The organism is Rouxiella sp. Mn2063 (assembly GCF_049319665.1).
Taxonomy (GTDB): Bacteria; Pseudomonadota; Gammaproteobacteria; order Enterobacterales; family Enterobacteriaceae; genus JBMOUD01.
On sequence record NZ_JBMOUD010000003.1, the window covers coordinates 266322 to 278823 of the forward strand.

General features: G+C 44.7%; 17 protein-coding genes and 1 riboswitch. Of the genes, 9 read left to right on the forward strand and 8 right to left on the reverse strand.

What is annotated here, in order from left to right:
- Nucleotides 1–13: 13 nt before the first annotated feature.
- Nucleotides 14–226: a hypothetical protein gene (locus tag ACL9RG_RS06645; RefSeq protein WP_422791810.1), complete on the reverse strand. Its 213-nt coding sequence runs from the start codon at nt 224–226 to the stop codon at nt 14–16.
- Nucleotides 227–379: 153 nt separating this feature from the next.
- Nucleotides 380–2017 carry an ABC transporter substrate-binding protein gene (locus ACL9RG_RS06650; protein WP_422791811.1) on the reverse strand — a complete coding sequence of 546 codons (1638 nt, stop codon included), beginning with the start codon at nt 2015–2017 and terminating at the stop codon, nt 380–382.
- A 279-nt stretch (nt 2018–2296) separates the two neighbouring features.
- Here ACL9RG_RS06650 and ACL9RG_RS06655 point away from each other — a divergent pair, with 279 nt between their 5' ends.
- Nucleotides 2297–2542 (forward strand): DUF2766 family protein, encoded by a 246-nt coding sequence (locus tag ACL9RG_RS06655; protein ID WP_422791812.1) that lies wholly within the window; start codon nt 2297–2299, stop codon nt 2540–2542.
- Nucleotides 2543–2651: 109 nt separating this feature from the next.
- On the opposite strand, the gene ACL9RG_RS06660 is transcribed toward ACL9RG_RS06655, so the two are convergent.
- Nucleotides 2652–2885 carry a YobH family protein gene (locus tag ACL9RG_RS06660; protein ID WP_422791813.1) on the reverse strand — a complete coding sequence of 78 codons (234 nt, stop codon included), beginning with the start codon at nt 2883–2885 and terminating at the stop codon, nt 2652–2654.
- Nucleotides 2886–3143: 258 nt separating this feature from the next.
- Between ACL9RG_RS06660 and ACL9RG_RS06665 the strand changes: the two genes are divergently transcribed.
- From ACL9RG_RS06665 to cspE, 7 genes are all read left to right on the forward strand, one after another.
- Nucleotides 3144–3302, forward strand: a complete 159-nt coding sequence (locus ACL9RG_RS06665; protein WP_422791814.1) for a PhoP/PhoQ regulator MgrB — start codon at nt 3144–3146, stop codon at nt 3300–3302.
- Nucleotides 3303–3409: 107 nt separating this feature from the next.
- Nucleotides 3410–3682, forward strand: coding sequence for a YebO family protein (locus ACL9RG_RS06670; RefSeq protein WP_422791815.1), 273 nt, complete (start codon nt 3410–3412; stop codon nt 3680–3682).
- A 175-nt stretch (nt 3683–3857) separates the two neighbouring features.
- On the forward strand, nt 3858–4160 hold the full coding sequence (locus ACL9RG_RS06675) for a phage protein NinX family protein (RefSeq protein ID WP_422791816.1): 303 nt from the start codon (nt 3858–3860) through the stop codon (nt 4158–4160).
- A 155-nt stretch (nt 4161–4315) separates the two neighbouring features.
- Nucleotides 4316–4552, forward strand: a complete 237-nt coding sequence (locus ACL9RG_RS06680; RefSeq protein ID WP_422791817.1) for a DUF4060 family protein — start codon at nt 4316–4318, stop codon at nt 4550–4552.
- A 312-nt stretch (nt 4553–4864) separates the two neighbouring features.
- Entirely contained in the window at nt 4865–5851 is a 987-nt protein-coding gene (locus ACL9RG_RS06685) for an MBL fold metallo-hydrolase (protein WP_422791818.1), read from the forward strand.
- Nucleotides 5852–7051: 1200 nt separating this feature from the next.
- Nucleotides 7052–7177, forward strand: coding sequence for a DUF2627 domain-containing protein (locus ACL9RG_RS06690; protein ID WP_422791819.1), 126 nt, complete (start codon nt 7052–7054; stop codon nt 7175–7177).
- A gap of 33 nt (nt 7178–7210) precedes the next feature.
- Nucleotides 7211–7420 carry a transcription antiterminator/RNA stability regulator CspE gene (cspE, locus tag ACL9RG_RS06695; protein ID WP_002221949.1) on the forward strand — a complete coding sequence of 70 codons (210 nt, stop codon included), beginning with the start codon at nt 7211–7213 and terminating at the stop codon, nt 7418–7420.
- An 80-nt stretch (nt 7421–7500) separates the two neighbouring features.
- Here the strand turns inward: cspE and ACL9RG_RS06700 are convergent, their stop codons facing one another.
- On the reverse strand, nt 7501–8211 hold the full coding sequence (locus ACL9RG_RS06700; RefSeq protein ID WP_422791820.1) for a polyphenol oxidase family protein: 711 nt from the start codon (nt 8209–8211) through the stop codon (nt 7501–7503).
- A gap of 172 nt (nt 8212–8383) precedes the next feature.
- On the opposite strand from ACL9RG_RS06700, the gene rlmA reads away from it, so the two are divergent.
- Nucleotides 8384–9214: a 23S rRNA (guanine(745)-N(1))-methyltransferase gene (gene rlmA, locus ACL9RG_RS06705; RefSeq protein WP_422791821.1), complete on the forward strand. Its 831-nt coding sequence runs from the start codon at nt 8384–8386 to the stop codon at nt 9212–9214.
- A 20-nt stretch (nt 9215–9234) separates the two neighbouring features.
- Here the strand turns inward: rlmA and mntP are convergent, their stop codons facing one another.
- The 4 genes from mntP to ACL9RG_RS06725 form a co-directional block, all read right to left on the reverse strand.
- Nucleotides 9235–9807 carry a manganese efflux pump MntP gene (gene mntP / locus ACL9RG_RS06710; protein WP_422791822.1) on the reverse strand — a complete coding sequence of 191 codons (573 nt, stop codon included), beginning with the start codon at nt 9805–9807 and terminating at the stop codon, nt 9235–9237.
- Nucleotides 9808–9843: 36 nt separating this feature from the next.
- A riboswitch (yybP-ykoY riboswitch) is annotated at nt 9844–10045 on the reverse strand.
- Between the two features lie 156 nt (nt 10046–10201).
- On the reverse strand, nt 10202–10660 hold the full coding sequence (locus tag ACL9RG_RS06715) for a DUF986 family protein (RefSeq protein ID WP_422791823.1): 459 nt from the start codon (nt 10658–10660) through the stop codon (nt 10202–10204).
- A 157-nt stretch (nt 10661–10817) separates the two neighbouring features.
- A complete protein-coding gene (locus ACL9RG_RS06720; RefSeq protein ID WP_422791824.1) occupies nt 10818–11660 on the reverse strand; it encodes a PTS mannose transporter subunit IID in 843 nt (280 codons plus the stop codon).
- A gap of 11 nt (nt 11661–11671) precedes the next feature.
- Nucleotides 11672–12472 (reverse strand): PTS mannose/fructose/sorbose transporter subunit IIC, encoded by an 801-nt coding sequence (locus tag ACL9RG_RS06725; protein WP_422791825.1) that lies wholly within the window; start codon nt 12470–12472, stop codon nt 11672–11674.
- Nucleotides 12473–12502: the final 30 nt, after the last annotated feature.

Here is a 12502-nt window from a genome sequence, read left to right on the forward strand (position 1 = left end):
TTATTGGCTAATATCACAGGCGTTGTTCTGGTTTTAACATATTGATTGCTGCATTTATCAACACTCTCTGTGTAGTATTGCTGCGGCTTAATTGGCTCTCTAAATACTCCCTCAATGTTTCTGTGGTTAGTGGTTTACTGCGATGACGCAGTTGAATTACGGCTTCACCGAGTATTCGCGCAACTTCGTCCCAAAGTGGTTGAATCTCGTGCTCAGAGAATTTCATAGGCCCTCCGATTTGTACGAAATCTCATCAAACTACCATGGCAATTTTATCGGCTGATGACAAGCGTTGTGCAACGCTTAATGGCGGATAAAAATAAAACACCCCGCCGAGTAGAACGCGGCGGGGTGTTTATGCGTGCCATAAAGCATTAAATCAGTGCTTGATGACGTACAGATCCTTGGTATTGATTACACCCAATGGGGTGTTGTCGTAACCGCCAATAAAGGGCTTAACTAATTTGGCATTCACGTAGTGATAGATAGGGATAAGCGGGACTTCTTTCGCGATAATGTCTTCAGCCTGTTGATAATCTTTTTGCACCTGATCCTTGCTTGTTGCAGTCAATGCATCATCAAGAGCTTTGTCATATTCGGCATTACTAAATTGCGAAGTATTGCCAGTATTGCCGGTCAACATTAGGTTCAGGAAGGTGGAGGGTTCGTTGTAATCAGCAATCCAAGCGCTGCGAACGACACCGAAATTCCCTTGGCGCATAGTATCAAGCATGGTCTTCCATTCTTGGTTTTGCAGGGTGGCAGTAACGCCGAGATTTTTCTTCCACATCGAGGCGGCGGCAATCGCAATGCGCTGGTGTGCTTCCGAAGTATTGTAGAGCAGGTCGAAAGTTAGGGGGTGATCGGGGCCAAAGCCCGCTTCGCTCAGCAGCTTTTTCGCTTCTGCGATACGCTGTTGCTGGCTCCAGGTTGCCGATGCCGGCAGTGTGAAATGATATCCCCCGGTATTTGGTGGCGTCATTGTATACGCCGGGGTTTGCCCCTGACCAACGACTTTATCGGCGATGATTTTTTTATCTAGTCCAAGAGCCAGCGCCTGACGAACGCGTGGGTCGTTAAATGGCGGCTTTTTGGTATTAAAGGCATAGTAATAAACTGCCAATGATGGCGTAACGTGGACTTGATCGCCCAGTTCTTTTTTCAAAGAGTCGAATAGAATAGGCGGGATCGTATAGGTAATATCAATTTCACCCGCTTTAAAGCGGTTGACGTCTGAAGTACCTGACGTAACGGCCAGATAAGTGACTTTATTGATCACGGTATGAGCATTATCCCAATACTTATCATTACGCTCTGCGACAACGCGTTCGTTAACGACCCAGTTAGAGAGTTTGAACGGCCCGCTGGAAACCATATTGCCTGGTTGGGTCCATTTATCGCCGAACTTCTCAACATTGACTTCACTTACTGGCATCAATGAGCTGTGGGCGGCCATGCCAAGGAAATAGGAAATTGGCTTATCGAGCGTAATCTCTACGGTGTGCGGATCAATCGCTTTAATGCCCAACTGTTCTGCGGGCAGTTTTCCATCGATGATTTTGTCAGCATTGAGTACGTGCATACTGCTGAGGTAACTGCCATAAGGAGAGGCTGTTTTCGGATCGATTAAACGGCGCCAAGTAAAGACTACGTCTTTAGCAGTAATTGGCGTGCCATCCGACCAAACTGCGTCAGGGCGCAGATGGAACGTCCACACTTTGTTATCTTTATTTTCCCAACTTGTAGCCAATTGAGGCTGTATTTGCCCTTTATCATCAACACTGATTAAGCCAATAAACAGGTCATTGATGATATTAGATTCAACATCACTTTCTGCTTTTTGCGGATCTAACGTAGCGGGTTCGCTGCCGTTATTACGCACAATTTCTTGCTTGTCAGATAACTGTACGCCAGCAGGAACATGGGCAGCCTGTGTTGTGAGCGGCAATAGTACTGAGGAAAGAAAAAGAGCCAAGGGGAGTTTTTTCAAAAAATTGTGATGGGAATGTGCTTTCATTGTGTTGTCATCCTGTTGTATTAGTATTTATATTTCAATGGGTAACAATATATTCATACCGTTGATGCTACTATTTGGCAATATCTAATGGACCTTAAATCCAAAATTTTTAACGCAAATGATCTACCAACAGCTCAGTCAAGACATGCTACTCTTAGCGCCGAATTTTTTGCGATGAGTACTAGATGCGCTCAGTCTTATATGCGATCAGAGCGATAAACGGTCGGTACTACATACGATTACTGCCGCATGCGATTACGACAACAACAGGAGAAGAGCATGTCTGACGTTTTAACCAAAGACCAGGAAATTGAGTCTGATTTGGTGGCCTGCCAATTGGTCATTAAACAGATCTTGGATGTGATTGAAATTATTGCGCCTGCAGAAGTGCGTGACAAAATGTCGCACCAATTGAAAAGTATTGATTTCAGCCAACATCCTGCTGGCGCAGACCCAGTGACCAAGCGAGCTATTCAGAAAGCAATCTCTCTTATTGAGCTGAAATTCACTCGCCACGATAGCTAATATTGTTTGCAGCTTACCCATATATTTGCCCAATTTTGTTGGTGGGCAAATATATATTCATGGGTGAATTCGTGCTATCAGGACGCGATTATGGTCGAAGATATGTCAATTACTGGTCGACAATGTCAGCAACTTTTTTAAGTAGTGGACAGTTAGCCACGCCAATAACTCCATTATCGCTGTGTAGGTACTGTGCATTCACTATGCCGCGAGCGGTGAGATACTGACATTTTAGGCCTAATCCAGCCGCATTTTTACTGCTTCCCACCGTTACGCCATAACCTGAAAAAAGGAAAATAGCGTACAAAATCACCAATACGACTAGTGTCTTAATGATATTCATTTCAATCGTTTCTCCCTGTGTGATATCTCTTGGTTGAAGTATAGTCGCAATAATTGGTAAAAGCCTTGGGTGCTCGGCGATCGACAATCCGAAGTGCAAAGAAAGAGTAAAGAAAAGGGGAACATCTTGGTTAGATCGGCTTGTTATAGCGTTGTTTAAGTTTAACAAGGTAGGATCACAGGATAACTCATTGTTTGTTGGATGCAGACCTTGGCTTTTAATAAACGTCTCTCACCAATGAAGAGGCCTATAATCAAATTGAAAAAACCTGTTTTCAACGTGAAGCGAATTATCGTATTCGTTGTTTTCGTCGTGGCATGCGTGGTGCTGTATTTACTTGCGCTCAATAGCTATTGCGATCAAGGGGGCAGTTTTGATCTTGGCGTCTGTTCTATCACTTCTATTATCCCTTGGTAACGCTTAACGGCTGGCTGATAGAAACATCTGTTATGCATCACAGTCTGTTCCGTTCTTGAGGGGAGTGATAATATAGGGCTTTGGTTACTTTCGTTGTAGGTCTGTAAATGTTCGATTTAACAATGGGCCCAAGCAGTATGATCTCAGCCGCGCTGTGTGTACTGTTGGTTCTCTTATTTTTACTGGTGTGGTTTGTTGTTAACCGCGCTAGTGTCCGGGCTAATCAGCAAGTTCATTTGCTTGAAGAAATCGCCGAGTATCAACGTCGCCAGACTGAATTGCTGGCTAAGCTGGTCGCACAGGGTAAAGTTAGCGATCCGCAAGATGCTATCGAAGAAGATTCCGCGCTCAGTCTTAAGGGATTCATTCCTGAAAGATAATGCGTCAAAGCGATTGTCTTAAGCTATTGCTACATCCCTTCAAAACCCGCTTCTGATGGCGGGTTTTAACATTATTACGATCCATTCAAACGATTTATTCATCAGGCTCATTCATAAATTTGTCTTAATTCCTCTGTAGTCTGGCATCCATTAATTACTAGGAATGTGATGCCAGATGATTAAATGGTCCGAAGAACACGATAGCGAAGTGAACCACAATATTGCCTTACTTACTGGGGAAGAGCCTGATAAGTGGTATCCCTACGGTGGAATAAAAGGCAAAGATTATTGTAATAATCCCTCCGATGCCTGGCCTATTATTTGCGCTAATAAGATAAGTCTTCAGTACAATGATCAGCAAGAAATCCAACAATGGTCTGCACAAATTGATGGGCCTGAAGGGCAGTGGCATGCAAATAGTACGCGCCCTTTACGCGCAGCAATGGTCTGTTTTTTATTAAGTAAAACTTGCGTATAAGAAAAAGGCCATAGATACTCAACCTGTTACAAAAAGTTGGTTAGTAGTGATTCGAATAAGCACCGCGTATACCTGCATCTAGTGGGTATAAAGCGGTGGATATCAAGTGATTAATGTTTCCTCATTTGACCGCAGTGTCTAAAACGGAGTCCATTATGAAGCGCATCATTAAAGGCGATAAAACTCTCTCCCATCTTGTCGTTGCTCATGCGGCTATCGACAGTCATGAAAAAGCTTATGGCAAACGACGCCAAGGCTGGCCCTCAACTTACATGATTAAATATAAAGATATGCGTGTTGCGGTAGAAGTTGTGACGCGCAGACAATCTTATGTTGCGACTTTAATGATTGGAGCAAGAAATCTCACCAAACTTTGTGGCATGGCCGCTTAATGAACGATAACCGTTTGATCAACATGGTCGTTCGAGGAACGATGCCTGCTTGTGGCAAATAATGTTGCAGATACTGTTCTAGATATTATTTTATAAAATCACAAATCTCCCCCAACCGCGCCATGCATATGCTGGCGCGGTTTTTTATCATTGGCATTTAATGCTAATCATCGTCAAAGCCAAACAATTGCTAGCCAGTGTGTTCATTTTATTGGTGAAAGTTCTTGGAAGGTATGTTACTCAAAAGGTAGTCGTTTCTATCACCATTTTGGCTAGCTTTCACTGACAAGAGTGAAGTGTCAAAGGAGTACCATGCGCAGCAAAAATCCTTATTACGACCCGTCCAAAACTCATCATACTGCCACTGGTTTTGATAATCCTGAGACTGAGACACGCGCTCCTGATGATCTTCAGCGTTGGCGCAAAGAACGCAAAGAACAAGGGTTGCCGAAACCGCCTAAGCAAGGATATGAACACTTTATTGCTAATTGGTGGCAAAAGCCGGATTTTAGCGGCACAGAAGACAGATTGTGGTTTCTCGGTCACGCCTGCCTGTTACTACGCGTGAATGGGCGATACATTCTGACAGACCCGGCATTGTCTGAACGTGCTTCGCCTTTGAGTTTTTACGGCCCTAAACGGAAAACACCGGTCGCTGCTAGCATAGAAGACTTACCTGTCATTGATTTTGTGCTGATCTCTCACAGTCATTACGACCATTTGGATAAATCCACGGTGCGAAAGCTATTAAGACGCTGTCCTAATACGACGTTTATTGTGCCTTTGGGGTTAAAAAAATGGATGCAAGCTCGCGGCGCTAATCAGGTACACGAGTTGGATTGGTGGCAACACATCACGCTATCTGGTATCGATTTTCATGCTGTCCCCGCACGACACTGGAGTATGCGTACACCTTGGGATCGTAATAAGTCTTTGTGGTGTGGCTGGGTCGTTCAACAAGCTGCGCTTAATTTTTATTTTTCCGGTGATAGCGGTTATAGCCAGCAGTTTACGGAAATAGGGCAACGTCTGGGGCCTTTTAGTATATCGGCCTTACCTATCGGCGCTTATGCACCAAGATGGTTCATGGCTTCTCATCATATGGACCCACAGCAAGCGGTAGAGGTATTTAAAGAGACTCGTTCGCAGCGTGCGATTCCAATTCATTGGGGCGTTTTTGAGTTAGCAGATGAATCACTTGATCAACCGCTTGAAGAATTACAATTAGCATCAGAAGCCGGTGGGCTTAACGCTCAGGACTTTTTAGCGTTAAAGATAGGGCAACATATTCCAATTTAATTATCACATCTATTCTAAATAATAGCTGTGGCATCAACATTATTGTCACAGCTATAAACCGCAAGATTTATGGCTGGGTGGCTCTGCCTGCCGAGTGTTCTGGCATAATTTGACGATATGAGAATCGGTTATCTTGATATTTCTATATGAGATAAATTATCAATTGCAAGCTGGTTTAGCCTCTATTTTGCAAGGTATTCTCTCTGCTGCCTTTTGATTTTCTATATACGATGCACTGAGCAGGTGGTTTCCTTGTCAGGCGAGTTTGCGTGCGCTATCAAATGTGGCGTGTTTGGGCCTGAGAATGGCGGGAAGATGCCTGTTTAATGACACTTAGATAGGCGCTAGGCGAGCGGCTCTCCAGAGCTGGTTAGTTAAGATATGAGGCTGATAATAAAAATAAGGGGACTATCGTTAGTGAGAGTTTAAATATTATAATATATGAAAAACAAATAAATCATATTTTATTAATATCAGCAGCTAAAAGAACATTTTTGGATAATTTAATTAAATATTCATCTTTTGATAAAAATATTGTCGTGCACCCCTCTTTTTTGTACATATTTTGAACGACTAATAATCAGTTTATCTGTAAAAAATGAATTTTCGCGATAAGAAAAAGTATTATTTAGCTAACATTTTTTCGCACAAAAACGGTGCATGTATTGCAAAAATATAAAAGACATGCACCAGAGTAGCCCCATGATGTCTATGTTGGTTAATGCATAACCAGTCTCTTAATACGCTTGGATTCAGACTCTATTTGTATAAAGTTGAGAATAAAAAATGTGCGAACGATCTACGCATGTTAGCCGGTCGAGTTTTACCGAGAAGTGCGCGTGGTAGGGCTTGGGGTGAAAAAAACTTACAAAAATTGATTGGCACGAGGTGGCAAGTATCCTGTGCAGTTATGTTTATCTGGGTTATATCGAGTGTAATAATAATTCAAATAATGTTGGTCTTACACCGGGTATCTGGCATTAAATGTTCAATAATTTTGATTGCCGCGTTATTCTTTGTTTGTTTAGCGCTAAAGCAGAAAAAAGTGTGTCTATCAACATATTTCAGCTTAACTAGACAGTTCGTGCCTTTAACCGGCTCAAATATGTGCGACAAGTCCATCACTGATTAAAAATGGCTTGCCTTCGAATTAATAGTATGTGATAACGCATCTGGGTAAAACGAGGTACAGTTCTGTATATGTGTGGCATTTTCAGTAAAGAAGTTTCGAGTAAAGACGTTATCGTTGAATACCGCTTCTCTGCCGATTTTTATCTTAGTGCCTCAAGCAGTAACGACTCTAGTTTGTCTATAAGTAACGCCTGATGGCGGTTAAACAATCCAAAGGAAATACTCAAGATGGCAAAGATCAAAGGTCAAGTTAAGTGGTTCAACGAGTCTAAAGGCTTCGGTTTCATCACTCCAGCTGATGGCAGCAAAGACGTGTTCGTACACTTCTCTGCAATCCAAGGTAACGGCTTCAAAACTCTGGCTGAAGGCCAGAACGTTGAGTTCGAAATCCAGGACGGCCAGAAAGGTCCTTCTGCAGTTAACGTAACTGCAATCTAAGCAGCGTTAGCTGTCAAAAACCCGCCGAGCGCGGGTTTTTTTGTTTCTGAAAGCTGTATTGATATGATCCGGTCTTGTTATTAGCTGGGTACGATAATAATCCCTGACTGCTGATTTCTACCGCTAATCCCCGGATGTGTCGGGTCAACGACTCTATGCAGGCTGTTACGACGATAACTCGTGTACTTATTCTTAGCGGGCTCACTGGCGTGTTTAGTGCAGATAGTGCAACTTCCTGCGCGATCTACGGCGTAAAATCCGGCCTGTTTAATCTTAGCTTCGGCGATAGACGCTAAATCTAAGTGGCGATGGCTTGGCGAAATTAAACTGGTAGGTAAATCGAGTCGTTGGCAAAACTCATCAACCAACTCTTGGCTGACTTGATAACAGCAATCACCCGCTGCAGGCCCAATAGAAGCCACCCAATTCTCGGTAGCATCTGTGAGATTAATCCTCTTCGCAAGCTGTTCAATAATGCCGTCAATTAATCCTCGCCAACCGGCATGAAGCACCGCGATCGCGCGTCCATCTCGCCGACTAAAAACCAGTGGCAGACAATCTGCGGTAAATACCGTCAATAAAATGCCAGGTTGTTCGGTATAAAAACCATCAGCCTCACCACATTGTTGCTGGCATTCGGTTACCTCGACAATGTTTGTGCCGTGTACTTGTTTTTTTACCGGGAGAGTGGTTTGGTAACTCGCCAAAGACGTTGGTAACAATGCCCGTCGGGTGCCAAAACCATGTTCAATCCCCGGAATTTGGCTGAGCAGGTCTGAGATATCTGTCATGATGTATCGCTTTGATTAACAAAAACGGAAAGTGATTCAGTTTATCCATGTTCATGGCGAATTGACCAGAGTGATTCGAAGGGGCGGCGTTTGTTGCATCGTTCTGTTTGCTTCTTTAGACTTAGCGCCAATTCGGCTGAAAGCCTATTTGTTGTCCCTTCTGGAAAACCGCATGACCTATCAATGTCCACTCTGCCATCAACCGCTTGCTGAAAATCACCAACAATGGCGCTGTGAAAATAATCACCAGTTTGATAATGCCAAAGAAGGCTATGTCAATCTGCTGCCCGTTCAGCATAAACGTTCTAAACAGCCAGGAGACAGTACTGAAATGATGGCGTCACGCCGTGCGTTTCTGGATGCTGGGCACTATCAACCATTGCGTGACCGTGTTGTCAGGCTGTTGGATGAAGTTCTGGCGGCTGATGCGAGAATGTTATTAGATATTGGCTGTGGGGAAGGCTACTACACTGCGGCTATGGCTGAGCAATTGACGTCAACGCGTCCATTGACTGTTTATGGGCTCGATGTAGCGAAAGTAGCCGTGCGTAACGCCTCTAAACGCTATCGCCAGGTGAAATTTTGCGTTGCCTCGAGCCATCGCCTGCCTTTTGCTGATGGTGCGTTGGATGCCATTGTACGCATTTATGCGCCGTGCAAAGCTGAAGAGCTGCATCGTGCATTAAAGGACTCTGGTTATGTGCTGACGGTGATCCCTGGGCCACGGCATCTGTATCAGCTCAAAGCGTGCATTTATTCTGAGGTGCAGTTACACAGCGAAGAAGAAGAGTGTATTGCAGGTTTCGAACGGATTAAACGTGAGCAGTTGGCTTATAAGATGACGCTGACCGGGCAACAGGCATTTGATTTATTACAAATGACGCCATTTGCCTGGCGAGCGACTGAAGCGTTAAAACAGCAACTACTCGAACAAGGCGAATTTATTTGTGAAACGGATTTTGTTATCGGGCTACACAAACGTCTACCCGATAACAGGGTATAGCATTGGCACGCGTTATTGCGCTAACTAATGTAGCCAAGATGCTCTAGCAAAATGTTAGTCCCGATTCCAATCAGTACAATACCACCAAGAATCTCGGCCCATTTACCCAGCAATGGGCCAATAAATCGACCTAGCAAAATACCCACTGTGGCCATCGTCATGGTTGCCAGACCAATCATTAACGCCGTGTGCAAGATATTGACTTCAAGGAAGGCCAGTCCTACGCCCATCGCCATAGCGTCGAGGCTAGTGCCTACTGCCGTTGCGACCAGTAACCAAAAACCATGCCGTTGCTGAGATATTGATTGTTCTTCAGGCTTATTTTTACAGCCTTCAAGGATCATGCGCATACCGAGGACAAACAATAAGGTAAACGCCACCCAGTGATCCCAGTCCATAATATATTGGCTGGCGGCTAAGCCGATTGCCCAACCGATCAGAGGAGTAATCGCTTCTATAAGACCAAATATCAGGCCAGTACGGAAAGCTTCGCGAAAGTGTGGTTTATCGAGGGCGGCACCTTTCCCAATCGACGCGGCAAATGCGTCCATTGACATGCCAAAAGCAAGAATAATTGTAGCGGAAAAATTCATAATAATTGTCTCGGCCGGGTGATTCCATAGGCACGCAAACCATCTCCCAACCTAACGATGGCATAGCGTATCTATGGTCTTGCCAAGCACAATGATGGCTGCCCGTACCACGCCCTAAGTAAAAATAGTGCGAGTATGTTGATACGGGCGTTTCATATTAGTTCACGACGGCCATGTCTAAAAACACTTTACATCGTGACGCTCAATTTGAAACCGGCTACTCCCCAATGACGGCGCAACCATATCAATTATTCTTTTTTCAAACAACAATAAATATTCTAATGTTTTTAGCAGCAATAAACGTATCAAGAATAGTATTCATTATTACTCTCACGTTTATTGCATAATATTCAATCATTTTTATAGCGGTATTATCAATGTGGTTAATTCTAACTTATTGATTACTCGCAATGAATTTATAAATTCTTTCTAAATCATCCAGTTGGCTGACACGAACTAGCAATCTTCTCTGTTCTAGCTGAATAACCAGTATTCCATCCTCTGATAAGTTCATACTTTGCACGCGATCATAGCGAATAAAAACATTGGTATAGAAAAAGCCTGTTTCTTTAAACAGAAGCTTTGGCCAACGAATAAACGAGATATAAAAAGCAATAAGGGCCAGGCCAATTAATAAATAATTGGTGATGATGCTGCCGTGCGCCGTAATATTGTTATAAAGCAGAATGGCAAGCAGTACGATAAAAATGATGCAGTCGAGTTGGCTACGGCGTTTGAGATTAACTTTTAGCTGTGTTTTTCCCTGCAACGCTGACATGATGAATTCATCGTAGATGGCATACAGTAATAGTAGTAGGGTGAATATTACCAGCGCAATGTCCGTCACTGACATATCAACTCTCCAGGTTGTACCGGGTATTCCGGTCGTTTCTCGCTAACTGACATTTATCGATTACCAACAAATTTGCAAAATGCCGCGATAAAAAAGCCGGGGTAAACATTCCCCGGCTCTGTTGTCAGACGACGTTTACCGCCGCCAGTTTGGTATATTAGACGCCAAGCAGGCCAATCCAATATCCGAAGATACCGATGGCAAAGAAGCCAACGATAATCCATAAGGCGTTAACCTTACGACGTAGTAACCACATACAGCCGAACGTCAGTAGCAGTGGTACCAAGCCAGGCATCAACTGATCGAGAATAGTTTGTACGGTGGTTACCGTAGTATGTCCAGTCTGATCGGTGATTTTCGATACCACAAGTGGAATATTGACGTGCGTCCATTTATTAACCAGAGCCCCCATGACAAACAGGCCGAGAATTGACGCCCCCTCGGTCAGTTTTTGCAGCAGGCCACCGCCCATATCGTTAACAACGTTAACGCCTTTTTTATAGCCGTAAGCGACGCCGTAGTAGCGAGTCAGCAAGCGCACCAGGTTAAATAACACGAAGAACAGCAGGGGGCCGAGCAGGCTGCCGGTCATCGCGATACCCGCGCCGAGTGCGGCAAATACTGGACGCACGGTGCCCCAGAAAATAGGGTCGCCTACACCAGCAAGTGGTCCCATTAAGCCGACTTTGAGGCCGTTGATTGCCGCATCATCGATAGGTGCGCCGTTGGCCCGCTGTTCTTCCATCGCCAGGGTTACGCCAAGCACCGGTGCCGCGACGTAAGGGTGGGTGTTAAAGAACTCTAAGTGGCGTTTAATTGCCTGTTTCCGGTCATCGTTGTTTTCTGGGTACAGGCGACGAATTGCCGGCACCATGCAGTAACAGAATCCCAGCGCTTGCATACGCTCGAAGTTCCATGAACCTTGGAAAAGGTTTGAGCGTAAAAACACACCGCGAACATCGCTGGATGTGAGTTTTTTAACTTGAGATTGGTCAGTCATTTCTCACATCCTTAATCTAATTCGTTGTCGAGGTCGTTAGTGCCCTGTGCCGGTCCTGCTGCCTGAGCAGATTTGTTGTATTTTGGCGACAGTTGGATATACAGCACGGCCATCACCACACCAATTACACCCAAAGCAACCAGGTTAAAGTTGGTGAAGGCGGCGGTGACGAAACCAAGATAGAAGAACGGCATCAGATAGCCTGCACGCATCATGTTGATAACCATCGCGTAACCTACGACGACGATCATCCCACCGGCGATATTGAGACCGTTGGTGACCACTTCCGGGATGGAAGACAGCATCTCTTGTACGATTTCAGTCCCTACAGACACGGCAACAATCACGGCTGGGATTGCTATACGCATAGCTTGTAGCAACAGTGCCGAGACGTGAAGCCAGGAAATAGCACTGAGGTTGCCTTTCTCCGCGGCCTTATCGGCGGCGTGCTGGAAGGCTACAGTAATGGTACGAACGATAATTGTTAATACCTGACCTGCCGCCGCGAGTGGGATTGCCAGTGCGATACCTGCACCGACGGATTGTCCGCCCGCGATGACCAGAATCGTGGAGATAATAGAGGCGAGGGCGGCATCAGGTGCAACAGCGGCACCGATGTTCATCCAGCCAAGTGCGATCATCTCCAGGGTTCCCCCGATGATGATCCCGGTCTTTATATCCCCGAGGACAAAACCGATTAATGTACAAGCAACTAATGGGCGGTGAAATTGAAATTCATCCAGAATGGAACCCATCCCGGCAATACATGCCACAATAAATATCAGCACAATTTGTAGTGTGGTGATCTCCATTGATCTTCTCCTATAACCAAAGGACTGCTG

What these genes read in the sequence shown, in the direction of transcription:
- ACL9RG_RS06645 (WP_422791810.1), bottom strand. Translation starts at nt 226, where the DNA reads ATGAAATTCTCTGAGCACGAGATTCAACCACTTTGGGACGAAGTTGCG.
- ACL9RG_RS06650 (WP_422791811.1), bottom strand. Translation starts at nt 2,017, where the DNA reads ATGAAAGCACATTCCCATCACAATTTTTTGAAAAAACTCCCCTTGGCT.
- ACL9RG_RS06655 (WP_422791812.1), top strand. Translation starts at nt 2,297, where the DNA reads ATGTCTGACGTTTTAACCAAAGACCAGGAAATTGAGTCTGATTTGGTG.
- ACL9RG_RS06660 (WP_422791813.1), bottom strand. Translation starts at nt 2,885, where the DNA reads ATGAATATCATTAAGACACTAGTCGTATTGGTGATTTTGTACGCTATT.
- ACL9RG_RS06670 (WP_422791815.1), top strand. Translation starts at nt 3,410, where the DNA reads ATGTTCGATTTAACAATGGGCCCAAGCAGTATGATCTCAGCCGCGCTG.
- ACL9RG_RS06675 (WP_422791816.1), top strand. Translation starts at nt 3,858, where the DNA reads ATGATTAAATGGTCCGAAGAACACGATAGCGAAGTGAACCACAATATT.
- ACL9RG_RS06680 (WP_422791817.1), top strand. Translation starts at nt 4,316, where the DNA reads ATGAAGCGCATCATTAAAGGCGATAAAACTCTCTCCCATCTTGTCGTT.
- ACL9RG_RS06685 (WP_422791818.1), top strand. Translation starts at nt 4,865, where the DNA reads ATGCGCAGCAAAAATCCTTATTACGACCCGTCCAAAACTCATCATACT.
- ACL9RG_RS06690 (WP_422791819.1), top strand. Translation starts at nt 7,052, where the DNA reads ATGTGTGGCATTTTCAGTAAAGAAGTTTCGAGTAAAGACGTTATCGTT.
- cspE (WP_002221949.1), top strand. Translation starts at nt 7,211, where the DNA reads ATGGCAAAGATCAAAGGTCAAGTTAAGTGGTTCAACGAGTCTAAAGGC.
- ACL9RG_RS06700 (WP_422791820.1), bottom strand. Translation starts at nt 8,211, where the DNA reads ATGACAGATATCTCAGACCTGCTCAGCCAAATTCCGGGGATTGAACAT.
- rlmA (WP_422791821.1), top strand. Translation starts at nt 8,384, where the DNA reads ATGACCTATCAATGTCCACTCTGCCATCAACCGCTTGCTGAAAATCAC.
- mntP (WP_422791822.1), bottom strand. Translation starts at nt 9,807, where the DNA reads ATGAATTTTTCCGCTACAATTATTCTTGCTTTTGGCATGTCAATGGAC.
- ACL9RG_RS06715 (WP_422791823.1), bottom strand. Translation starts at nt 10,660, where the DNA reads ATGTCAGTGACGGACATTGCGCTGGTAATATTCACCCTACTACTATTA.
- ACL9RG_RS06720 (WP_422791824.1), bottom strand. Translation starts at nt 11,660, where the DNA reads ATGACTGACCAATCTCAAGTTAAAAAACTCACATCCAGCGATGTTCGC.
- ACL9RG_RS06725 (WP_422791825.1), bottom strand. Translation starts at nt 12,472, where the DNA reads ATGGAGATCACCACACTACAAATTGTGCTGATATTTATTGTGGCATGT.